A 22,386-nucleotide genomic window follows, 5' to 3' on the forward strand; every position below is an offset into this window, starting at 1 on the left:
CGCATGACGGCACACGGCTCCATCCCGCGCGGCGCCGCGCGGCCCGCCAAGGCGCCCAGCGCCCTGCGCGGGGCCGCACGGCTGCCGGGGCGGCTGCGGGACGCCTGGGACCGGCCGCTGACGGCGTACTACGTGATCCTGGGCGGCAGCCTGCTGATCACCGTGCTCGGCCTGGTGATGGTCTACTCCGCGTCCATGATCCAGGCGCTGCGCTACGGGCTGCCGTCCACCTACTACTTCCGCAAGCAGCTGCTCGCGGTCGCGATCGGCTCCGTGCTGCTCTACGCCGCCGCCAGGACGCCGGTCAGGCTGCACCGGGCGCTGGCGTACCCGCTGCTGCTCGGCTCGGTCTTCCTGATGTGCCTGGTGCAGGTGCCGGGGATAGGGCAGTCGGTCAACGGCAACACCAATTGGATCTCGGTGGGCGGCCCTTTCCAGCTGCAGCCCAGCGAGTTCGGCAAGCTCGCCCTGGTGCTGTGGGGCGCCGACCTGCTGGCCCGCAAGGGCGAGAAGGGCCTGCTGGTGCAGTGGAAGCACCTGCTGGTGCCGCTCATCCCGGTCACCGTGCTGCTGCTCGGACTCATCATGCTCGGCGGCGACATGGGCACCACCGTGATCCTGACCGCGATCCTCTTCGGCATGCTGTGGCTGGCCGGGGCGCCGACCCGGCTGTTCGCCGGCGTGCTGGGCGGCGCCTCCGCGCTGGCCGGGCTGGCCATCGTCACCAGCCCCAACCGGATGGACCGGCTGCACTGCATCGCCGCCTCCGACCCCGGCAACGGCTGCTGGCAGGCCGTGCACGGGATCTACGCCCTCGCCTCCGGCGGCTGGTTCGGCTCCGGACTCGGGGCGAGCGTGGAGAAATGGGGCGAACTCCCCGAGCCGCACACCGACTTCATCTTCGCCGTGACCGGGGAGGAACTGGGTCTCGCGGGGACACTGTCGGTACTCGCCCTCTTCGCGGCACTAGGCTACGCGGGTATCCGCGTGGCCGGTCGTACGGAGGACTCCTTCGTCAGGTTCGCAGCGGGTGGCGTGACCACCTGGATCACGGCCCAGGCCGTGATCAACATCGGTGCGGTGCTCGGCCTGCTGCCGATCGCCGGAGTCCCGCTCCCGCTGTTCTCCTACGGAGGTTCGGCCCTCCTGCCGACGATGTTCGCGATCGGGCTGCTGATCTCCTTCGCCAGGAGCGAGCCGGCGGCGCGAGCCGCGCTGGCCGTGCGGGGGCGGAACGGGCGTAAATCCCCGAGCCGGGCAATGACACGGACGATGCGACGGTACGTCTCCCGACGGCCGTCCGGAGAGCGGTGAATTTCGGTGCATGTCGTACTCGCCGGTGGGGGGACCGCCGGCCACATCGAGCCTGCGCTCGCGCTCGCCGATGCCCTGCGCAGGCAGGACCCGACCGTGGGCATCACCGCCCTCGGCACCGAGAAGGGCCTGGAGACCAGGCTGGTGCCGGAACGCGGCTATGAACTGGCGCTGATCCCCGCCGTTCCGCTGCCGCGCAGGCCCACCCCGGAGCTGATCACCGTCCCCGGACGGCTGCGCGGCACCATCAAGGCCGCGGAGCAGATCCTGGAGCGCACCAAGGCCGACTGCGTGGTGGGCTTCGGCGGCTACGTGGCGCTGCCCGGCTACCTGGCCGCGAAGCGGCTCGGCGTGCCGATCGTGGTGCACGAGGCCAACGCCCGCCCCGGGCTGGCCAACAAGATCGGCTCGCGGTACGCCCACGCCGTCGCCGTCTCCACGCCGGACAGCAAGCTGCGCGACGCCCGCTACATCGGCATCCCGCTGCGCCGCTCCATCGCCACCCTGGACCGCGCCGCGGCCCGCCCCGAGGCCAGGCACGCCTTCGGCCTCGACCAGAACCTGCCCACCCTGCTGGTCTCCGGCGGCTCCCAGGGCGCCCGCAGGCTCAACGAGGTGGTCACCGCGGTCGCCCCCAGGCTCCAGCAGTCCGGGGTGCAGATCCTGCACGCGGTCGGCCCGAAGAACGAACTGCCCAGGGCCGACAACATGCCCGGCATGCCGCCCTACCGCCCGGTGCCCTACGTCGACCGGATGGATCTCGCCTACGCCGCAGCCGACATGATGCTCTGCCGGGCCGGCGCCATGACCGTGGCCGAGCTGTCCGCGGTCGGCCTGCCCGCCGCCTACGTGCCGCTGCCGATCGGCAACGGCGAACAGCGCCTCAACGCGCAGCCGGTGGTCAAGGCGGGCGGCGGCCTGCTGGTGGACGACGCCGAGCTGACCCCTGACTGGGTGCTCGGCAACGTGCTCCCGGTGCTCACCGACCCGCACCGCCTCTACGACATGTCCCGCGCCGCGGCCGAGTTCGGCCGCCGCGACGCGGACGACCTGCTCGTCGGCATGGTGTACGAGGCGGTGGCCGCCCGCCGGGCACGATAGACACCCGCCGGGGCGTCAACACACGGGAGGCCGACGTGACAGGACCGGGAGCCGGTGCCGGAGCCAGACCCGCCGAGCGCGGCGGGGACCGCAGCCGGGTACCGCCCGCCGTGGTCCCGCCGGCCGCCCGTGGCGGCGGCCCGCGGCTGACCATGCCCGCCGCGCGCACGGTCCTGATCGCGCTCGTGGTGCTCACCGTGCTGCTGGGCGGCGGCACCTGGGCGGTCTACGGCTCCTCGTGGTTCAGGGCCGAGCGCGTCAAGGTGTCGGGCGCCGGGGTGCTGACCCCGCAGCAGATCCAGCGGGCCGCCGCGGTGCCGCTCGGCGGCCCGCTGGTCTCGGTCGACACCGGCGCGGTCAGGAAGCGGCTGCTCAAGGCGCTTCCCCGGCTGGACGATGTGCGGGTGCACAGGTCCTGGCCGCACACGGTCGCCGTCGAGGTGACCGAGCGCGAGCCGTCGGCGATCCTGAAAAGCGGCGGGAAGTTCGTCGAAGTCGACAGGGAAGGCGTCAGGTTCGCCACCGTCGATCAGCAGCCGCACGGAGTGCCGCTGGTGCAATTGACGCCCGATCAGACGGCGAGCTTTCGGCATTTCGGAACAAAGAGACTGCTGCAGGCCGCGATTACCGTCGCGGGCCGGCTGCCGGAATCGCTCACCGGCAGGGCGACCGCGATCCGGGTGCGTTCCTATGACGCGATCACCGTCGAACTCACCGGGGGACGGGACGTGATGTGGGGCAGCCAGGAGGACGGCGCCCGCAAGGCCGCGGTGCTGACCGCGCTGATGAAGGCCGAGCCGGCGGCCACGCACTACGACGTCAGTGCCCCCACCGCACCTGCGGCTTCCGGGAGTTGACGTATGCGGGACGTCCGGTTCGGTAGTATTCGGCCCCCGGGTCACCGAGCGCCCGCGTGATCACATAGGGTCAAAAGAAAAACGGGAGGTTCGGCGTGTTCGTTGAACCTCCACCGCTTGTCGACTTAGTGTCTCGTCCCAAAGGAACACATGGGACAGGCATACTGGTAACCCTAAACCTCAGGGTCAGGGTTCGGAACGGTCCCGGCGAGCGTACCGACCGTCCCACACGATTCGTAAATCGAGGCGAGAGGCCTTCGACGTGGCAGCACCGCAGAACTACCTCGCAGTCATCAAGGTCGTCGGCATCGGCGGCGGTGGCGTCAACGCCATCAACCGGATGATCGAGGTCGGTCTCAAGGGCGTCGAGTTCATCGCGATCAACACCGATGCGCAGGCCCTGCTGATGAGTGACGCCGACGTCAAGCTCGACGTCGGCCGGGAGCTGACCCGCGGGCTCGGCGCCGGCGCCAACCCCGACGTCGGCCGCAAGGCCGCCGAGGACCACCGCGAGGAGATCGAAGAGGTGCTCAAGGGCGCCGACATGGTCTTCGTCACCGCGGGTGAGGGCGGCGGCACCGGCACCGGTGGCGCCCCCGTGGTCGCCAACATCGCCCGCTCGCTCGGCGCCCTGACCATCGGGGTGGTCACCCGCCCCTTCACCTTCGAGGGCCGCCGCCGCGCCAACCAGGCCGAGGACGGCATCGCCGGGCTGCGCGAGAACGTCGACACCCTGATCGTCATCCCCAACGACCGGCTGCTGTCCATCTCGGACCGCCAGGTCAGCGTGCTCGACGCCTTCCGCTCCGCCGACCAGGTGCTGCTGTCGGGTGTGCAGGGCATCACCGACCTGATCACCACCCCAGGCCTGATCAACCTGGACTTCGCCGACGTGAAGTCCGTGATGTCGGAGGCGGGTTCCGCCCTCATGGGCATCGGCTCCGCCCGCGGCGACGACCGGGCCGTCGCCGCCGCCGAGATGGCGATCTCCTCGCCGCTGCTCGAGGCGTCCATCGACGGTGCCCGCGGGGTGCTGCTGTCCATCTCCGGCGGCTCCGACCTCGGCCTGTTCGAGATCAACGAGGCGGCCCAGCTGGTCAGCGAGGCCGCCCACCCGGAGGCCAACATCATCTTCGGCGCGGTCATCGACGACGCGCTCGGCGACGAGGTCCGGGTCACCGTCATCGCGGCCGGCTTCGACGGCGGGCAGCCGCCCACCAAGGGCAGCCGCGACAAGGTGCTGAACTCCCCCTACGCGGGCCGCGACGACACACCGGCGGCCGGCGCCGCCAGGACCGGCGCCCCCGGCGACATCCAGCGTCCGGCGCCCTCCTTCGGGGGCCTGGGCAGCGTCCCGTCCGCCGCGCCCGGCGAGCGGGAGCCGGAGCCGGTCGCCGAGGCCCCGGCCACACCGGTCGCCCCGCCGGTCGTGCCGCCGGCCCGGCCGTACCAGGACAGCGCGGCGGAAGAGCTCGACGTCCCCGACTTCCTGAAGTGACCGCCGGCACGTGATAGGGCACCGCACGACAGCGAACGGCGCGCACTTCGCCTTCACCGACAGGTGGGGCGGGGTGGGCGCCGTTCCGTACGACAGCCTCAACCTCGGCGGGGCGGTGGGCGACGATCCGGCCGCCGTCCGCGCCAACCGCGAACTCGCCGCCCGCGCGCTGGGCCGCGACCCGGGCCGGGTGGTCTGGATGAACCAGGTGCACGGCCGGGAGGTCGCCGTCGTGCGCGAACCGTGGGGCACCGCCCCCGCGCCGGACGTCGACGCGATGGTCACCTCCCGGGCGGACCTGACCCTGGGGGTGCTCACCGCCGACTGCGTCCCGGTGCTGCTGGCCGACCCGCAGGGCGCGGTGGTGGCCGCCGCGCACGCGGGACGGCCCGGAATGGTCGCCGGGATCATCACGGCCGTAATTGAGACGATGATCACACAGGGCGCCGATCCGGCCCGTACAACGGCCGTACTCGGCCCGTCGGTTTGCGGCAAATGCTATGAAGTGCCCGCAGCGCTCCGCGACGAGGTCGCCGCGGTCGAACCGGCGGCGTACGCCGAGACGAGTTGGGGCACACCGGCGGTCGATGTGGCCGCCGGAGTGCGGGCCCAGCTGCTGCGCGCCGGAGTGCGCGCGGTCGAGGGACCCGCGGTCTGCACCCTGGAGTCGGCCGACCACTTCTCCTACCGGCGCGAGCGGACCACCGGACGGCTGGCCGGTTATGTCTGGCTGGACGGCGCCGAGTGACCGACCGGAACGGGACGAACGGGACGAACGGTGTGAACGTCAGTGCGGGCGAGGACTCGGACGGGAGTGCGGACGAGGGCCGCGGCGCCGAACTCGCGGCGAACCTCGCCCGGGTCGAACGGCGTATCGCCGACGCCTGCCGGGCCGCGGGGCGGGACCGCGAGGAGGTGACCCTCGTCGTGGTCACCAAGACCTACCCGGCCGGCGACGTCCGGCTGCTGGCCGGGCTCGGGGTGCGCGAGGTCGCGGAGAACCGCGACCAGGAAGCCGCCCCCAAGGCCGCCGCGACCGCCGACCTCCCGCTCAGCTGGCACTTCGTGGGCCAGTTGCAGACCAACAAGGTCCGCTCCGTGGTCCGTTACGCTGATCATGTGCATTCCGTCGACCGGCTCCGGCTGGTCACCGCACTGTCGTCGGCGGCCACCGCCGCCCAGCGGCAGGTCGGTTGCCTCGTCCAGGTCGCCCTGGACGCGGCGGCGGGGGACCGCGGGGAGCGTGGCGGGGTGGCGCCCGACGCGGTGCCCGCGCTGGCCGACGCCCTCGCGGCGGCTCCCGGGCTCCGGCTCGACGGGCTGATGACGGTGGCGCCGCTGGCCGGAGCGTTCGCGGGCCAACCCCGTGCCGCCTTCGACAGGTTGATGGAAATCTCATCCCGCCTGCGCGAAAGGCATCCGGCTGCCACCATGGTCTCGGCAGGGATGAGCCAGGATCTCGACGATGCGGTGACGGCCGGAGCGACACATGTACGCGTCGGAACGGCGGTACTCGGAGTCCGTCCCGGGCTCCGGTAACGTCACGAAACAAGTCGGACCACAGCATAAATATGGTGTGGCGGCCGTCCCCGAGGCGGCCGAGGACCGCAACCCCGCTGAGAGGACGCAGAGCATGGCCGGCGCGATGCGCAAGATGGCGGTCTACCTCGGCCTCGTGGAGGACGACGGATACGACGGCCCGGGCTTCGACCCGGATGACGAGTTCGAGCCGGAGATGGCCGCGCCCCCGGCGCGCGCCGTCACCGAGCAGGAACGCGCTCCCCGCCGCCCGCACAACCAGCACGTGCCACCGAGCCAGCACCAGCCGTCGCAGGACGAGCCGCCCCGGCTCGTGCACGCCCCGGCACCCCGCGAACCGCGGATCGCCCCCGTGGCGTCCATCACACCCGAACGTCACAGCCTGGAGAAGAACGCAGCGGTGATCATGCCCAAGGTCGTGTCAGAACGCGAGCCGTACCGGATCACGACACTTCACCCCCGGACCTACAACGAAGCCCGTACCATCGGGGAACACTTCCGCGAAGGCACCCCGGTGATCATGAACTTGACGGAGATGGACGACACGGATGCGAAGCGACTTGTCGACTTCGCGGCCGGTCTGGTCTTCGGCCTCCACGGGAGCATCGAGCGGGTGACGCAGAAGGTCTTTCTGCTGTCGCCTGCTAACGTCGATGTCACGGCGGAGGACAAGGCCCGGATCGCCGAGGGCGGGTTCTTCAACCAGAGCTGAGTGAAACGCAAGCGTAGGGACCGGCCAACGGGCCGACGAGCAGGGGAGAGGGAAGCGCGATGAGTGTCGCACTCCAGGTGCTGTACATCGCGTTGTACTGCTTCCTCTTTGTGCTGATTTTCCGATTGGTGATGGATTACGTCTTCCAGTTCGCCCGTTCATGGCACCCTGGGAAGGCGATGGTGGTGGTCCTGGAGGGCACCTACACTGTCACCGATCCGCCACTCAAGCTTCTGCGGCGGTTCATCCCGCCGCTGCGCCTCGGGGGCGTGGCGCTCGACCTGTCCTTCTTCGTATTGATGATCATCGTTTACATCCTGATCTACGTTGTTGGGAGCTTCATGTGAACGGTGCAAGCTCCCGATATGTCGACGATCACGTTGAGGTGAAGAGATGCCGTTGACCCCCGAGGACGTTCGGAACAAGCAGTTCACGACCGTCCGCCTCCGAGAGGGCTATGACGAGGATGAGGTCGACGCCTTCCTCGACGAGGTGGAGTCGGAGCTGACCCGACTGCTCCGCGAGAACGAGGACCTGCGGGCCAAACTGGCCGCAGCCACTCGTGCCGCCGCCCAGAACCAGCAGGGCATGCGCAAACCGGAGCAGCAGGACCGACCCGTTCCTGCCGCCATATCTGGACCGCAGCCGGTGCAGCAGCAGATGCCGCAGCAGCAGATGGGCCCGCCCCAGCAGCAGGGCGGCATGCCGCAGTTGCCTCCCGGCCCCAGCGCCCAGCAGCACGGTCCCGGTCCCGGCCAGCACCCGATGCAGCAGCAGGGTCCCGGTCCGATGGGTCAGCACCCGATGCAGCAGCAGGGTCCCGGTCCGATGGGTCAGCACCCGATGCAGCAGCAGGGTCCCGGCCCCATGGGTCAGCACCCGATGCAGCAGCAGGGTCACCCGATGCAGCAGCAGGGCCCCGGCGGCGACAGTGCCGCCCGTGTGCTCTCGCTCGCCCAGCAGACCGCCGACCAGGCCATCGCCGAGGCGCGTTCCGAGGCCAACAAGATCGTCGGTGAGGCACGCAGCCGCGCCGAGGGTCTGGAGCGGGACGCCCGCGCCAAGGCCGACGCGTTGGAGCGGGACGCCCAGGAGAAGCACCGCGTCGCGATGGGCTCGCTCGAGTCCGCCCGCGCCACGCTGGAGCGCAAGGTCGAGGACCTGCGCGGCTTCGAGCGGGAGTACCGCACGCGGCTGAAGTCCTACCTGGAGTCCCAGCTGCGCCAGTTGGAGAACCAGGCGGACGACTCGCTCGCCCCGCCGCGCACCAGCCCGCCGGCGCCGTCCCTGCCGTCCGCGTCCGCGATGGGCGGGACCATGGGAGGCAACTCCATGGGGAACGGCTCGATGGGTAACGGCTCCATGAGCAACGGCATGAGCGGTATGGCTCCGGCCGGGGCCGGCGCGATGGGGCACAACGCCTCCGCGCCCTCCTACGGCGGCGGCCAGGGCATGGGCGGTCACGCTCCCGGCCCGACGTACGGCGGCCAGCAGCAGATGTCGCCCGCGATGACCCAGCCGATGGCGCCGGTCCGCCCGCAGGGCGGCCCCTCGCCGCTCCAGCAGGCGCCGACGCCGATGCGCGGCTTCCTCATCGACGAGGACGACAACTAGCCGCTCGCGGCACGTTTTCAGGGCCGGGCCTCCCGGGGATCTCTCCCCGGCGAGGCCCGGCCCTTTTGCGTGCCCCTTTGCGTGCCATGGAGGGGGCGCCGCGGACCGCGCGGCCGCGCCGGGGGCACGTGGGTTCTCCCCACGCGCCCCCGGCGAGGAGGGTCAGGCCTTGCGCAGGTGGAAGGCCAGGGACAGCGGCTCGTCCTCGAAGGCGGGGCCGAAGCCTTCCTCGGGCCCGCCCTCGGCGAACTCCACGGCCAGGACCTCTTCCCCGATCAGCGCGGCGTGGGCGCGCAGCGCCTCCGCCAGGTCGGGGCGGTCGGTGGCGTAGCGGACCGCGATCCGGTCGGCCACGTCGAGGCCGCTGTTCTTGCGGGCCTCCTGCACCAGCCGGATCACGTCGCGGGCGAGACCGGCGAGCCGCAACTCCGGGGTGATCTCCAGGTCGAGGGCGACCGTGGCGCCCGAGTCGGACGCCACCGACCAGCCCTCGCGCGGGGTCTCGGTGACGATGACCTCGTCCGGGCCGAGCACCACCTCGGCGCCGTCCACCACCACGGAGGCGGCGCCGCGCTCCCGCAGATCCGCGGAGAGCGCCGCCGCGTCGGCCGCGGCCACCGCCGCCGCGACCGCCTGCACGCCCTTGCCGAAGCGCTTGCCCAGCACCCGGAAGTTCGCCTTCGCGCTGGCGTCCACCAGCGAGCCGCCGACCTCGGACAGTCCCGCGAGCGAGGAGACGTTCAGCTCCTCGGCGATCTGCGCGCGCAGCTCCTGCGACAGGTCCTCGAAGCCCGCGGCGGCGACCAGCGCGCGCGACAGCGGCTGCCGGGTCTTCACCCCGGACTCCGCCCTGGTCGCCCGGCCGAGTTCCACCAGCCGCCGCACCAGCTGCATCCGGGCCGAGAGCGCCGGGTCGATCCAGCCCTCCTCGACCTCGGGCCAGGTCGACAGGTGGACCGAGTCGGGTGCGCCCGGCACGACCGGCACCACCAGGTCCTGCCACACACGTTCGGTGATGAAGGGCACCAGCGGAGCCATCAGCCGGGTCACCGTCTCGACCACGTCGTGCAGCGTGCGCAGCGCCGCCGCGTCGCCCTGCCAGAAGCGGCGCCGCGACCGGCGCACGTACCAGTTGGACAGGTCGTCCACGAAGGACGACAGCAGCTTGCCCGCGCGCTGGGTGTCGTACGACTCCAGCGCGTCGGTGACATCGCGCACCAGCACGTTCAGCTCGCCGACCAGCCAGCGGTCGATCAGCGGCCGGTCCGCGACCGCCGGGTCGGCCGCCGAGGGCGCCCAGCCGGAGGTGCGGGCGTACAGCGCCTGGAAGGCCACGGTGTTCCAGTAGGTGAGCAGCGTCTTGCGCACCACCTCCTGGATCGTGCCGTGCCCGACCCTGCGGGCCGCCCAGGGGGAGCCGCCGGCCGCCATGAACCAGCGGACCGCGTCCGCGCCGTGCCGGTCCATCAGCGGGATCGGGTCGAGGGTGTTGCCCAGGTGCTTGGACATCTTGCGGCCGTCCTCGGCCAGGATGTGGCCCAGGCACACCACGTTCTCGTACGCGGACCGGTCGAAGACCAGAGTGCCGACCGCCATCAGCGTGTAGAACCAGCCGCGGGTCTGGTCGATCGCCTCGGAGATGAACTGCGCCGGGTAGGTCCGCTCGAAGACGTCCTTGTTGTGGTACGGGTAGCCCCACTGCGCGAACGGCATCGACCCGGAGTCGTACCAGGCGTCGATGACCTCGGGTACCCGGGTCGCGGTCTCGCCGCAGGTGCCGCACGGGAAGGTCACCGCGTCGATGTACGGACGGTGCGGGTCGAGGCCCGACTGGTCGGTGCCCGTCAGCTCGCTCAGCTCGGCCAGCGAGCCGACGCAGGTCAGGTGGTCCTGCTCGCAGCGCCACACCGGCAGCGGGGTGCCCCAGTAGCGGCTGCGGGACAGCGCCCAGTCCACGTTGTTGTCCAGCCAGTCGCCGAAGCGGCCGTGCTTGACCGACTCCGGGTACCAGTTGGTGCGCTCGTTCTCCCGCAGCATCGCGTCCTTGACCGCGGTGGTCCTGATGTACCAGGACGGCTGGGCGTAGTAGAGCAGCGCGGTGTGGCAGCGCCAGCAGTGCGGGTAGCTGTGCTCGTAGGGCACGTGCCGGAAGAGCCGCCCGTTCGACTGGAGCTCGGCGACCAGGGCCTCGTCGGCCTTCTTGAAGAACACCCCGCCGACCAGCGGCACCTCGGGCTCGAAGGTGCCGTCCCTGCGCACCGGGTTGACCACAGGAAGCCCGTACGCGCGGCACACCTTGAGGTCGTCCTCGCCGAAGGCGGGGGACTGGTGCACCAGGCCGGTGCCGTCCTCGGTGGTCACGTACTCGGCGTTCACCACGTAGTGCGCGTCGGGGATGTCGACGAGGTCGAAGGGCCGGTCGTAGGTCCAGCGCTCCATCTCGCGGCCGGTGTACGTCTCGCCGGTCGCCGTCCACTCCCCCTCCGCGCCCAGCGCCTTGCCGAGCAGCGGCTCCGCGACCACCAGCCGCTCGTTGCCGTCGGTGGCGACGACGTAGGTGACGTCGGGGTGCGCGGCGACCGCGGTGTTGGACACCAGCGTCCACGGGGTCGTCGTCCACACCAGCAGGGACGCCCGGCCGGCCAGCGGCCCCGAGGTCAGCGGGAAGCGGACGTAGACCGACGGGTCCACGACCGTCTCGTAGCCCTGCGCCAGCTCGTGGTCCGACAGGCCGGTCTGGTCGCGCGGGCACCAGGGGGCGACCCGGTAGTCCTGCACCAGCAGGCCCTTGTCGAAGATCTGCTTCAGCGACCACCACACCGACTCCACGTACTCCGGGTCCATGGTGCGGTAGGCGTTGTCCAGGTCCACCCAGTAGCCCATCCGGGTGGTCAGCTCGGCGAAGGCGTCGGTGTGCCGGGTGACCGAGGCGCGGCACTTCGCGTTGAACTCCGCGATGCCGTACTTCTCGATGTCGTGCTTGCTGGTGAAGCCCAGCTCCTTCTCGACCGCCAGCTCCACCGGCAGGCCGTGGCAGTCCCAGCCGGCCTTGCGGGTCACGTGGTGGCCGCGCATCGTCTTGAAGCGCGGGAAGACGTCCTTGAAGACCCGGGCCTCGATGTGGTGGGCGCCGGGCATGCCGTTCGCGGTCGGCGGGCCCTCGTAGAACACCCAGTCGGGCATGCCGCGGGTCTGCTCGACGGAGCGGGCGAACGTCTTGCGCTCGCCCCACAGCGCCAGCACCTCGTGTTCGAGGGCGGGAAGGTCCACCTGCGCGGGGACCGGGCGATACTGCGGCTGGCTGTTCGGGCTCATCGGGGACTTCCTCCGGCGGACACTGGGACAGACTCCGTCGAAGGGACGAGGGCGCAGATGCGCTCCCGCGGTACCACCCTTCTTGGCGGTGGAGGACTTCCCACCGCCCCCTCGTTGGGGTCAGCGATGCCGGTTCTACTCGCCCGAGGGCTTTCTTCCGGCGGCTCCGGGCTGATCTTCACTCCGCGCACACCCCCGGGCTTCCACCGGCCCCGGGTCGCTCCTGGCTGCGTGCGGCGCTACTCGTCCCATCCACGCGGGTTCGCTGCCGCCCAGTGTACGGGCGTGCGGGGTATCGCGTCGCCGCGGTTTCCCGCTGCCGCCCGAGGTGGGCCGGTGCGCCCCCGGGCCGTCCTGCTGACCCGAATGGCCTGCTCCGCGCGCCATGCGGGCGGCCGTCACCCATCGTTGCGCCAGGTACCGGAATACCTGGCGGAGAGCTGGGCACAACGGATGCAGACCTGTCTGCCCTGCCCGCCCCCCGGCTGGCCGGGCAGGCCAGGCGGTGCCCCGTTGCCGCGGCACGATCCGCGAAGAGGATCACAGATCGAAGGGGTCGCGGCCATGGTCGTGAAGAAGTCGGCGGAGCAGCCTCCGGCCGCGGACGGGGCCACCGGCGCCGCCGGCGGCCCGGCCGCGCCCCCTGACGACCGGACGGCCACCGCAGCCGGCAAGCGTTCCGCGGGGAGGAAGGCCGCGGGAAGGAAGGCCGGGGCGGGCGAGGACGCCGCCGCGCAGGCCGGGCCCGACGCACGGGAGGCACCGGCCGGGAAGCGCGCGGCACGGAAGAAGACCGGTGCGAAGAAGGCCGGGAAGGCGGCGGCCGCGGCTGCCGCCGACGAGGCCGGGTCCGGTGCGCGCGACGCACCGGTCAGGAAGCGTGCCGCGGGGAAGAAGGCCGCGGCGAAGAAGGCCCGCGCGGGCGGCAAGGCGGTCGCCCCCGAGGCGGCCGTGAGGCCTGCCGCGGGAGAGGAGTCCGGGCCGGGGGAGTCCGGGGCGGGCGGGAGCGGTGCGGCGCAGGCCGCGGGCAAGGTGGCGGTGGGCGGAAAGCGCACCGGTCGGGATGGGTCCAAGACGGGAGCTGGCACTGTGGGTGTGGAGAAGACGGCGGCCGGTACGGCCGCGAACGGCGTGCCTGCGGCGCGCGGGGCCGCCGAGGCGGGAGAGCTGGCGGTGCTGCCCGGCGAGGAGCAGTGGACCGCGGCCGAGGTGGAGGAGGCGAGATCGGAACTCGTCTCCGAGGTCGAACGGCTCAACGCCGAGATCGCCGCGTCCGAGGCGGCCGTCGCGGGCCTGCTCCGCGACTCCGCCGACAGCGGCGGCGACGAGGCCGACACCGGCTCGAAGAACATCAGCCGCGAGTACGAGATGGCGCTAGCCGCCAACACCCGCGACATGCTGGTGCAGGCCGAGCACGCGCTCCAGCGGCTCGACGAGGGCACGTACGGCCTGTGCGAGGTGTGCGGCAACCCGATCGGCAAGGCCAGGATGCAGGCCTTCCCCCGGGCGACCCTCTGCCTGGACGACAAGCAGCGCCAAGAGCGCCGATGACCCGTGCGCGGGGTGTGCCGTACCCTCGTCACCAGGCGGGCGACGGAGCACACACGGGCTGAGGGCTGAGGGACCACGTGACGGAAGCGGAGCGCATCATCATCACGCCGGACGACGACACCCCGGAGCGGCCCGAGGAGTCCGCGTCCGGCGCCTCCGAGCCGTCCGGCGCCTCCGCGATCCGGCCGGGCGGCAGGCGCCGCATCACCGTGCTGCTCGGCGTGGCGGCCTTCGCGTACCTGCTCGACCTGCTGTCGAAGATCTGGGTGGTCACCAGCCTGGAGAACCACGCCCCGATCAGCATCCTCGGCCACTACCTGCGGTTCGACGCGATCAGGAACGCCGGCGCGGCCTTCGGCCTCGGCCAGGGCATGACGGTCGTCTTCACGGTGATCGCGGCCGGCGTGATCGTGGTGATCGCCCGGCTGTCCCGGCGGCTCTACAGCGTGCCGTGGGCGATCGCCCTCGGCCTGCTGCTCGGTGGCGCCTTCGGCAACCTCACCGACCGGGTCTTCCGCGCCCCCGGCGGCTTCCAGGGCCGGGTGGTGGACTTCATCGCCCCGGCCCACTTCGCGGTCTTCAACCTCGCCGACTCGGCCATCACCTGCGGCGGCGTGCTGATCGTGCTGCTGTCCTTCCGCGGTGTCGACCCGGACGGCACCCGCCACCGCGACTAGGCCCTCCGGGCTGTTCTGGGGGTTCCGCGCCCTCGGGCCCGCCCTCGGACCGCGCCCTCGGGGGCGCGGGGAACGGCGCGAGCGACCGGCCACGGGCCGGTGGTCCGGATCGGACTGATCAGCCCCTTCGGGCCGGTGACGACCCGCGCCCCGGTGGGGGGCTTGGCGCGCAGTTCCCCGCGCCCCTGAAAAACGCGCACCCTCTCCGCAGAGGGGACCCGGCACCCACGGAAATCGCGCGCCCTCCGTGGAGAGGGCACCTACGGGAAACGGGCGCCCTCCGTGGAGAGGGCACCTACGGGAAACGGGCGCCCTCCGTGGAGAGGGCACCTACGGGAAACGGGCGCCCTCCGTGGAGAGGGCGGCAGACCCGGGCGGCAGGGAGGCCGTCCGGGGTCCGGCATACTCGTCGGGTGAGTACCGTTCCCGAAATCCGCTCCCTGCCCGTGCCCGACGGCCTCGAAGGCGAGCGGGTCGACGCCGCCATCGCCCGTATGTTCGGCTTCTCCCGGACCAAGGCAGCCGAACTGGCGGCCGGCGGGAAGGTGTCGCTCGACGGGTCGGTCGCGGGCAAGTCGGAGCGGGTGCACGGCGGGGCCTGGCTCGAGGTCGAGATGCCCGCGGCGGCCGCCCCGGTGCAGATCGTCGCGGAGCCCGTCGAGGGCATGGAGATCGTGCACGACGACGACGACATCGTCGTGATCGTCAAGCCGGTCGGTGTGGCCGCCCACCCCAGCCCCGGCTGGACCGGCACCACCGTGATCGGCGGACTGGCCGCGGCCGGCTACCGCATCTCCACCTCGGGCGCCGCCGAGCGCCAGGGCATCGTCCACCGGCTCGACGTCGGCACCTCCGGCCTGATGGTGGTCGCCAAGTCGGAGCGCGCCTACACCCGGCTCAAGCAGCAGTTCCGCGACCGGGTGGTGGACAAGCGCTACCACGCCCTGGTCCAGGGGCACCCCGACCCGATGAGCGGCACCATCGACGCCCCGATCGGCCGGCACCCCACCCATGACTACAAGTGGGCCGTCATCGCCGACGGCAAGCCCTCGGTGACCCACTACGACCTGATCGAGGCCTTCCGCTCCGCCAGCCTGCTGGACATCAAGCTGGAGACCGGCCGTACGCACCAGATCCGGGTGCACATGTCCGCGCACCGCCACCCGTGCGTCGGCGACCTCACCTACGGCGCCGACCCGGTGATGGCCAAGCGCCTCGGCCTGACCCGGCAGTGGCTGCACGCCAAGCGGCTGGGCTTCGAGCACCCGGCGGACGGCGAGTGGGTGGAGTTCGAGAGCGGCTACCCCGACGACCTCGAGAACGCGCTGGCCACCGTCCGGGCGGACAGCCGGTGATCGCCCAGGGCTCCGGCGTGCGGGTGGTCGACACGGCCGACACCGACGCCATGGACGAGGTGCACGCGATCCGCCACGAGGTCTTCGTGGTGGAGCAGAACGTGCCGCAGGACCTGGAGTGGGACGGCAAGGACGGCAGGGCCGTGCACGTGCTGGCCCCGGGGGGCGGCACCGGCCGGCTGCTGGTGGGCGCGGACGCGGCGGCCAAGAACGGCGGTGACCCGGACCTCGCCGTGCTCGGCAGGCTCGCCGTCCTGAAGACCGCCCGCGGCACCGGACTCGGCGCCCTGCTGGTGCGCGCCCTGGAGGACGAGGCCGCCAGGCTCGGCCTGGCCGGCGTCTACCTGGAGGCGCAGGTCCACGCCATCGGCTTCTACCGCAAGCTCGGCTACCAGGAGTTCGGCCCGGAATTCCAGGACGCCGGGATCGCCCACCAGGCGATGCGCCGCACCTGGCGGGTGTAGCGGCGCCGTGGCGCGCCCCGCCCGGCGCCCGGGATCCCCGGGGGCGGTGCGGCGCGCCCCGAGGCCGCGGCGGCGCCGCGTGGCACGCTGACGGGCGTGGATCAGCTTGCCCTGTTCTTCTCGCTCATGCTCGCGGCCGTCGTGATGGTGCCGCTCGGGGACCGCACGGGCCTGCCGTCACCGGTGCTGATGACGCTGTTCGGCGGGGTGCTCGCGCTGATCCCGCAGGTCCCGAACGTCCAGATCGACCCGGACCTGATCCTGCCGCTGGTCCTGCCGCCGCTGCTGTACGCCGCGGTGCAGCGCACCTCCTGGCGGCAGTTCGCGGCCAACCGGCGGGCGATCTTCCTGCTCGCGGTGGCCTTGGTCTTCGTCACCACCGCGGCCGTCGCCGCGGTCGTGGACACGGTGGTGCCCGGCATCACCCTCGCCGCGGCCTTCACCCTCGGCGCCCTGGTCGCGCCGCCCGACCCGGTGGCGGCCACCGCGGTGGCGGGCAGCCTCGGGCTGCCGCGCCGGATGATCTCCATCCTGGAGGGCGAGGGCCTGTTCAACGACGTCACGGCGATCGTGCTCTACCACGTGGCGGTGGCCGCCGCGGTCTCCGGCCACTTCTCGGCGCCGCACGCGGTGCTGGAACTGGTGCTGTCCGCGGTGGTCGCGGTCGTCGTCGGCCTGGTGCTCGGCTGGGGCGCCAACAAGCTGATGGGGGTGGTCGGCGACCCGACGCTGCAGATCGGCCTGTCGCTGCTGGTGCCCTTCGCCTCCTACGCCCTCGCGGAGGAGTTCGCGGGATCCGGCGTCCTCGGCGTCCTGACCAGCGCCCTTTTCCTGGCCGAACACGCCCTGTCCGCCGACGACGTGACGGCGAGGCTGGCAGGCACCACCTTCTGGGAGATCGTCGACACCCTGGTCACCGGGATCGCCTTCGGGCTGATCGGCCTCGAACTGCACCACGTCTTCAGCGTCGGCGCCGCGGGGTGGGGGCCGATGACCCGGCACGCCGCCCTCGTCGTGGTCGTGGTGATCGGCGTGCGGCTGCTCTACCTGCTGCCCGCCGCGTGGATCGCCAGGAAGTTGCACAAGCTGCGGGACATGGACGAGGACATCCCGATGACCTGGCAGGAGACCGTCATCATGTGGTGGTCGGGGATGCGCGGGGTGGCGTCGGTGGCGCTCGCGCTCGCCATCCCGCTGAAGACCGACCACGACGGCCCCTTCCCGGCCCGCGCCGAGCTGCTCTTCATCGCCTTCGCCGTGGTGCTGGCCACCCTGGTCGTCCAGGGGCTCACCCTGCCCTGGCTGGTGCGGCGGCTCGGGGTGAGCAGCGACATCGACGCGGAGCACGAACTGGAGCACGAGCTGGCGCTGCGCGCGATGGCCGCGGCCCGCAGCAGGCTCAAGGAGATCGAGCGGAGCGAGCCGATCGACGAGGACCTGTCGGAGATGCTGCACCGCAGGGCCTTCGACATCGGCGTCCGCATCTCCCCTGACATCGTGGACGAGGAGCGCCGCGAGTCGCACGCGCGCCGGCTCAAGCGGGGCAGGGCGCTGCGCAGGATCCAGGACGACATGATGTCCGCCGCGCGGCACGAGGTGCTGGCTGCCCGCAGCGAGCCGGGCAACGACCCGGAGGTCGTCGACCGGGTGCTGCGGCACCTCGACCTGCGCTCGATGCGCGGCTGACGGCCGGCGTGCGCACGGTCACGAGGTGCCGGGCGCGGACGTGGTGCTCAGCCGCGGCAGCGCGTAAGGGTGCTCCTGGCGGAGCCACTCGATCAGCTGCTCGCGCACCAGGCAGCGCAGGTTGAAGATGTCGTCGGCGTCCTTGGCGGTGACCAGGGCCCTGAGCTGCACGGTGGTGGGGGTGGTGTCGATGACCACCAGGCCCCAGGCCCTGCGGTCCCACTCCTTGGTCTGCTCCAGCACCTCGTGGAGCCGCTTGCGCATCGCGTCGACCGGTACCGCGTGGTCCAGGTGGAAGTACACCGTGCCGGTCATCCGCGGGTCGCCGCGCGACCAGTTCTCGAAGGGCTTGCTGGTGAAGTACGACACCGGCATCGTGATCCGGCGCTCGTCCCAGGTGCGGACGCTCAGATAGGTCAGCGTGATCTCCTCGACCGTGCCCCACTCGCCGTCGACCACCACCGTGTCGCCGATCCGTACCATGTCGCCGAAGGCGATCTGCAGCCCTGCGAAGAGGTTGCCGAGGGTGGCCTGGGCGGCCACACCGGCGACGATGCCGATGATGCCGGCGGACGCCAGCATCGACGCTCCGACCGTGCGCATCTCGGGGAAGCTGAACAGCATCGAGGCGATCGCGATCACCATGACGATCGCGGTGAACACCCGCTGGATCAGTGCCGACTGGGTCCGCAGCCGGCGGATCTTCGCGACATCCCGGGAGACCGCGGCGTAGCGCGCGTAGGAGGAGTCGGTCACGGCGGTCGCGACCCGGACCAGCAGCCAGGCGGTGGCGCCGATCAGCACCAGGGTGAGGGCCTGCCCGACGGCCGCGCTGTGCCCGCTGCCGACGTGTGCGGCCCGGTAGGCGCCGCGCAGGATCGCTGTGCAGATCGCCACCTGCAAGGGCAGCCGGCAGCGCCGCAGCAGGTGCCACAGGGGGGTCTCAGGGTGCCGTGCGTCCGCGGCGCGCAGGGATCTGTCGACGGCCGCGCCCACTGCCAGGGTGAGAGCGAGCGCCACTCCCACCACCAGTACCGGCCGCAACGCGCCTTCCATGGTCACCTCTCAGGTCCGTCGTCCGAAATGGCACCATGGACGCGTACCCGACCTGCCGAAGGAAACCCTGTGACGATCGTCCTGTTCCATTCCATGTACGGGCTGCGGCCCGCGGTGCACGCCGCCGCCGACCGGCTGCGGGCTGCGGGACACGAGGTGCACGTGCCCGACCTCTACGGCGGCAGGACCACCACCGACGCGGAGGAGGGCATGCGGATCAAGGACGAGATCGGCAAGGACGAGCTGCTGCGCCGCGCGGTGGCAGAGGCGGCGCCGCTGTCCGACCGGGGCCTGGTCTACGCGGGGTTCTCGCTCGGCGGCTCGGTCGCGCAGAACCTGGCGCTCGGCGACGAGCGGGCCCGCGGGCTGCTGCTCCTGCACGGCACCTCGGACATCGCGGACGACGCGGCCACCGACATCCCGGTGCAGCTGCATGTCGCTGACCCCGACCCGTTCGAGCCGGACGACTGGCTGAACGCCTGGTACCTGCGGATGCGCAAGGCGGGCGCCGACGTGGAGGTCCACCGCTACCGCGGCGCCGGCCACCTCTACACCGACTCCGAGCTGCCCGACTACGACGCCGAGGCCGCGGAGCGCACCTGGGCGGTCGCGCTGGACTTCCTCCGGGAGCTGTAGCCCGCCGGAGGAAGCCCGCGCGCCGCCGCGGCCTTGCGGCCGGCTACTTCTTGAGCTGCGCGTCGAAGGCGGTCATGACCTGGTCGGCGGTCAGGTCGGGCACCTTCACCTGGGTCCCGTTGACCAGGACGTACGGGGTGCCGCCCTGGACGACGTCCTGCGGCGAGGTCTCGTACTTGTGGCTCATGGTCAGAGCCCACTTGTCGAAGGTGCCCTTCTTGACCGCGTCGGAGAACTTGGCGTTCCCCTTGAGCGCCGGGACCTTCTGCGCCAGCGAGATCAGCTTGTCGGCGCTGTTGAACTCGTCCTTGGTCTCCTCGGGGTGGACGTCCTTGGAGTAGAGCAGCTTGTGGTACTGCTCGAAGGCGTCCAGGGACACGTTCAGCGCGGCACCCATCGCGCTGAGCGACTTCTTGGAGCCCGAGCCGCCCTGGACGTCGTCCAGGAAGGTCGCGAAGGTGTAGTCGATCTGGTACTTGCCGTCCTGCGCGCCCTTGAGCACCGCGTCACCGGCCGCCTGCTCGTAGCCCGCGCAGATCGGGCAGCGCAGGTCCTCGTACTCCTTGACGACGTTCTTGTTCTTCGGGTCGCCGACGATGATGGTCGTGCCGTCGGCCCCGGAGGTGTTGGCCGGCTTGACCAGGGTGTTCTTGGCGGCGTCCGCCCAGTAGCTGGGCTTGTTCATCTCGTTGACGGCGAAGGCGACGCCGCCGGCTATCGCCAGCAGGGCCACGACGCCGCCGCCGACCAGCAGCTGCCGGCGGACCTTGGCCCGCTTGGCCTCCTTCTCGCGCTGGGCGCGCAGCCGCTCGCGGGCGGCTTCCTTGCTGGCCTTGCTGTTGCGGTTGCTCATGACGATTCTCCGTGGATACGCGTGGTGGGTGTGGGGGGTGTGCCGTTCTCGCGGTCAGGCGGTGACCGGGACGGGCGGACCACGGCGTACGACGGCATGGTGCAGCCAGCGGGCGGCGGGCGCCCCCGCGGCGGAGCTGCGGGCGGTGCGGCGCACCCGGCACGGCACGGCGGCGGGCACGCCGCGGACCGCGGCGGCGGCGAACAGCAGCGGCCGGAAGGCGGCGAGCGCCACGGCGCGCAGCACCCGGTGCAGCGCGGCCTCGCCCCGCCGCAGCCACCAGGCGGCCAGCAGCCCCACGGACACGTGCACGGCGAGCAGCAGCCACGGCAGGGCGCTGGACTGCATCTGCGCGGCGGCCTGCGCACCGCCCGGCACCGCGGCGAGCGGGGTGGCGGGCGAGGGGCCGACGTGGCCGCCGTGGCAGAGGAAGGCCTCGTTGAACGACCGCCACGAGCCCGTCACCGGCCCACCGGAAGGGCCGTAGCAGGCCTGCTGCCCGGCGGTCAGCACGGTGTCCACGGCCAGCTCGAGCGGCACCATCAGCCCGGCGAGCGTCCAGAAGCCGCACTCGGGGCGGGCGGTGGCCAGGTACACCAGCGTGAAGACGGCGGCGAAGGCCCCGGCCACCGCGGGCAGCGGAAGCGGGGCCTTGGCCATCAGGACGTGCGAGGTCGAGGAGAGCGTGACGCACAGCGCGGCGAACAGGGCAGCACGTACTGCCCTCAGCCGCGGTCGTATCGCCTCCATGGCGACAGAGTGTGCCACGCGTACCTGTATGTGTGACCTAAGAGCGGATAACAGATGGGGTACGCGAGGCGCCCGGGGCCGCTACAGGCCCGGTATCCGGCCGTTGCGGAAGAGGTCCACGAAGATCCGGTGGTCCGCCCGGACCCGGTCCCCGTAGGAGTGGGCGAAGTCCACCAGCATCGGCGCGAAGCCGTCCTCGTCCGCGCCGATCGCCTCGTCGATGGCGTCCTCGGTGGAGAAGGGCACCAGCGAGTGCCCGCTCTCGTCGTCCGCGGCCGCGTGCATGGTCGCGGTGGCCCGGCCCAGGTCCGCGACCACCGCCTCGATCTGCGCGGGGTCGTCAAGGTCCGACCAGTCCAGGTCCACCGCGTACGGCGAGACCTCCGCGACCAGCTGGCCCGTGCCGTCCAGTTCGGTCCAGCCCAGCCACGGGTCGGCGTGCGCCTGGAGCGCCCGCTGCGAGACGACCGTGCGCTGCCCCTCGTGCAGGAAATAGCCGCGCACCGCGGGGTCGGTGATGTGCCGGGACACCGCGGGGGTCTGGCCCTGCTTCATGTAGATCACGACGTCGTTCTCCAGCGCGTCGGTGTTGCCTTCGAGCAGCAGGTTGTACGACGGCAGGCCCGCGCTGCCGATGCCGACCCCGCGGCGGCCCACCACGTCCTTGACCCGCAGGCTGTCCTGCCGGGCCCGGCCGGCCGGGGGCAGCGACTCCACATACGCGCCGAAGGCGGTCAGCACCGCGCCCCGGGTGGCCGCGTCCAGCCCGACGGCCCCGCCGCCGTCGGTGAAGCGGCGGTCGTGGTCGCGCACCTCGGTGAGCGAGTCGAGCAGCCCCACCCGGGTCCTGGCGCGGGCGCTGCGCAGCGCGTCGAGCAGCGGGCCCTGGGCGGTGTCGAGGGTGAGCTGCGGCACCGCCTCGCCCTTGGCCAGCAGCCGGATCCGCTCGCGGTAGGCGGCGGCGTAGACCGTCACCAGGTGGCTGATCACGTCGTCGCCGAGCGCCTTGACGTACCCCAGCAGCGCGACCGAGGCGGCGAAGCGCTTGAGGTCCCAGGTGAAGGGGCCGACGAAGGCCTCGTCGAAGTCGTTGACGTTGAAGACCAGCCGGCCGTTGGCCGCCATGTAGGTGCCGAAGTTCTCGGCGTGCAGGTCGCCGTGGATCCACACCCTGCCGGTGCGGTCCGTCACATAGCGGCCCCCGTGCTGCTCGCCGTCCAGGTCGGCGTAGAACAGGCACGCGGTGCCCCGGTAGAAGGCGAAGGCCGAGGCCGCCATCTTCCGGAACTTGACCCGGAAGGCCGCCGGGTCGGCGGCGAGCAGCTCGCCGAACGCGGTGCCGAAGACGGAGAGGATGTGCTGCCCGCGCGGGGCGTCGCCCGAAGTGATGTCTGCCACGACAGGAGGG

General features: G+C 71.9%; 20 protein-coding genes. 15 read left to right on the forward strand and 5 right to left on the reverse strand.

Translation table 11 applies throughout. The features are described 5' to 3' along the window. Positions 1-3 precede the first annotated feature (3 nt). The 9 genes from ftsW to ACGFMP_RS09025 all read left to right on the forward strand — a co-directional run bounded on the left by ftsW (position 4) and on the right by ACGFMP_RS09025 (position 8,635). Entirely contained in the window at positions 4-1,314 is a 1,311-nt protein-coding gene (gene ftsW / locus ACGFMP_RS08985) for a putative lipid II flippase FtsW (protein ID WP_393671248.1), read from the forward strand. A gap of 6 nt (positions 1,315-1,320) precedes the next feature. Beyond that, a complete protein-coding gene (murG, locus tag ACGFMP_RS08990) occupies positions 1,321-2,415 on the forward strand; it encodes an undecaprenyldiphospho-muramoylpentapeptide beta-N-acetylglucosaminyltransferase (protein ID WP_393671249.1) in 1,095 nt (364 codons plus the stop codon). A 35-nt stretch (positions 2,416-2,450) separates the two neighbouring features. Further along, positions 2,451-3,272, forward strand: a complete 822-nt coding sequence (locus ACGFMP_RS08995) for a cell division protein FtsQ/DivIB (RefSeq protein WP_393671250.1) — start codon at positions 2,451-2,453, stop codon at positions 3,270-3,272. Positions 3,273-3,534: 262 nt separating this feature from the next. Beyond that, a complete protein-coding gene (gene ftsZ, locus ACGFMP_RS09000; protein ID WP_393671251.1) occupies positions 3,535-4,770 on the forward strand; it encodes a cell division protein FtsZ in 1,236 nt (411 codons plus the stop codon). Positions 4,771-4,780: 10 nt separating this feature from the next. Further along, on the forward strand, positions 4,781-5,518 hold the full coding sequence (gene pgeF, locus ACGFMP_RS09005) for a peptidoglycan editing factor PgeF (RefSeq protein ID WP_393671253.1): 738 nt from the start codon (positions 4,781-4,783) through the stop codon (positions 5,516-5,518). A 32-nt stretch (positions 5,519-5,550) separates the two neighbouring features. Further along, positions 5,551-6,309, forward strand: coding sequence for a YggS family pyridoxal phosphate-dependent enzyme (locus ACGFMP_RS09010; protein ID WP_393671254.1), 759 nt, complete (start codon positions 5,551-5,553; stop codon positions 6,307-6,309). A gap of 94 nt (positions 6,310-6,403) precedes the next feature. Further along, entirely contained in the window at positions 6,404-7,021 is a 618-nt protein-coding gene (locus tag ACGFMP_RS09015) for a cell division protein SepF (RefSeq protein WP_393671382.1), read from the forward strand. Positions 7,022-7,080: 59 nt separating this feature from the next. After that, entirely contained in the window at positions 7,081-7,368 is a 288-nt protein-coding gene (locus ACGFMP_RS09020) for a YggT family protein (protein ID WP_033172393.1), read from the forward strand. Between the two features lie 46 nt (positions 7,369-7,414). Then, positions 7,415-8,635: a DivIVA domain-containing protein gene (locus tag ACGFMP_RS09025; RefSeq protein WP_393671255.1), complete on the forward strand. Its 1,221-nt coding sequence runs from the start codon at positions 7,415-7,417 to the stop codon at positions 8,633-8,635. Between the two features lie 162 nt (positions 8,636-8,797). Here ACGFMP_RS09025 and ileS read toward each other — a convergent pair whose 3' ends face one another. Beyond that, the gene (gene ileS / locus ACGFMP_RS09030; protein WP_393671257.1) at positions 8,798-11,950 is read right to left on the reverse strand and encodes an isoleucine--tRNA ligase; all 3,153 of its coding nucleotides are present in this window, start codon (positions 11,948-11,950) and stop codon (positions 8,798-8,800) included. Between the two features lie 564 nt (positions 11,951-12,514). Between ileS and ACGFMP_RS09035 the strand changes: the two genes are divergently transcribed. The 5 genes from ACGFMP_RS09035 (at position 12,515) to ACGFMP_RS09055 (ending at position 17,683) form a co-directional block, all read left to right on the forward strand. Further along, entirely contained in the window at positions 12,515-13,501 is a 987-nt protein-coding gene (locus tag ACGFMP_RS09035; RefSeq protein ID WP_393671258.1) for a TraR/DksA family transcriptional regulator, read from the forward strand. Between the two features lie 77 nt (positions 13,502-13,578). After that, positions 13,579-14,178: a signal peptidase II gene (gene lspA / locus ACGFMP_RS09040; protein WP_393671259.1), complete on the forward strand. Its 600-nt coding sequence runs from the start codon at positions 13,579-13,581 to the stop codon at positions 14,176-14,178. Between the two features lie 413 nt (positions 14,179-14,591). Next, positions 14,592-15,533 carry an RluA family pseudouridine synthase gene (locus tag ACGFMP_RS09045; RefSeq protein ID WP_393671261.1) on the forward strand — a complete coding sequence of 314 codons (942 nt, stop codon included), beginning with the start codon at positions 14,592-14,594 and terminating at the stop codon, positions 15,531-15,533. A 50-nt stretch (positions 15,534-15,583) separates the two neighbouring features. Then, complete coding sequence (locus ACGFMP_RS09050; RefSeq protein ID WP_393671383.1) at positions 15,584-15,997, forward strand: GNAT family N-acetyltransferase; 414 nt, start codon at positions 15,584-15,586, stop codon at positions 15,995-15,997. Between the two features lie 96 nt (positions 15,998-16,093). Then, positions 16,094-17,683 (forward strand): Na+/H+ antiporter, encoded by a 1,590-nt coding sequence (locus ACGFMP_RS09055; protein WP_393671262.1) that lies wholly within the window; start codon positions 16,094-16,096, stop codon positions 17,681-17,683. A gap of 18 nt (positions 17,684-17,701) precedes the next feature. Here the strand turns inward: ACGFMP_RS09055 and ACGFMP_RS09060 are convergent, their stop codons facing one another. Continuing rightward, positions 17,702-18,739 carry a mechanosensitive ion channel family protein gene (locus ACGFMP_RS09060; RefSeq protein ID WP_393671384.1) on the reverse strand — a complete coding sequence of 346 codons (1,038 nt, stop codon included), beginning with the start codon at positions 18,737-18,739 and terminating at the stop codon, positions 17,702-17,704. 27 nt (positions 18,740-18,766) lie between these two features. Here ACGFMP_RS09060 and ACGFMP_RS09065 point away from each other — a divergent pair, with 27 nt between their 5' ends. Continuing rightward, positions 18,767-19,375, forward strand: coding sequence for a dienelactone hydrolase family protein (locus tag ACGFMP_RS09065; RefSeq protein WP_393671263.1), 609 nt, complete (start codon positions 18,767-18,769; stop codon positions 19,373-19,375). A gap of 43 nt (positions 19,376-19,418) precedes the next feature. On the opposite strand, the gene ACGFMP_RS09070 is transcribed toward ACGFMP_RS09065, so the two are convergent. The 3 genes from ACGFMP_RS09070 to ACGFMP_RS09080 all read right to left on the reverse strand — a co-directional run bounded on the left by ACGFMP_RS09070 (position 19,419) and on the right by ACGFMP_RS09080 (position 22,376). After that, positions 19,419-20,228, reverse strand: a complete 810-nt coding sequence (locus ACGFMP_RS09070; RefSeq protein ID WP_393671265.1) for a thioredoxin domain-containing protein — start codon at positions 20,226-20,228, stop codon at positions 19,419-19,421. 54 nt (positions 20,229-20,282) lie between these two features. Then, positions 20,283-20,978, reverse strand: a complete 696-nt coding sequence (locus ACGFMP_RS09075) for a hypothetical protein (RefSeq protein WP_393671385.1) — start codon at positions 20,976-20,978, stop codon at positions 20,283-20,285. 81 nt (positions 20,979-21,059) lie between these two features. Further along, entirely contained in the window at positions 21,060-22,376 is a 1,317-nt protein-coding gene (locus tag ACGFMP_RS09080; protein ID WP_393671266.1) for a DUF2252 domain-containing protein, read from the reverse strand. Between the last annotated feature and the right edge of the window lie 10 nt (positions 22,377-22,386).

The organism is Streptomyces sp. NPDC049040 (assembly GCF_043197715.1).
Taxonomy (GTDB): Bacteria; Actinomycetota; Actinomycetes; order Streptomycetales; family Streptomycetaceae; genus Actinacidiphila.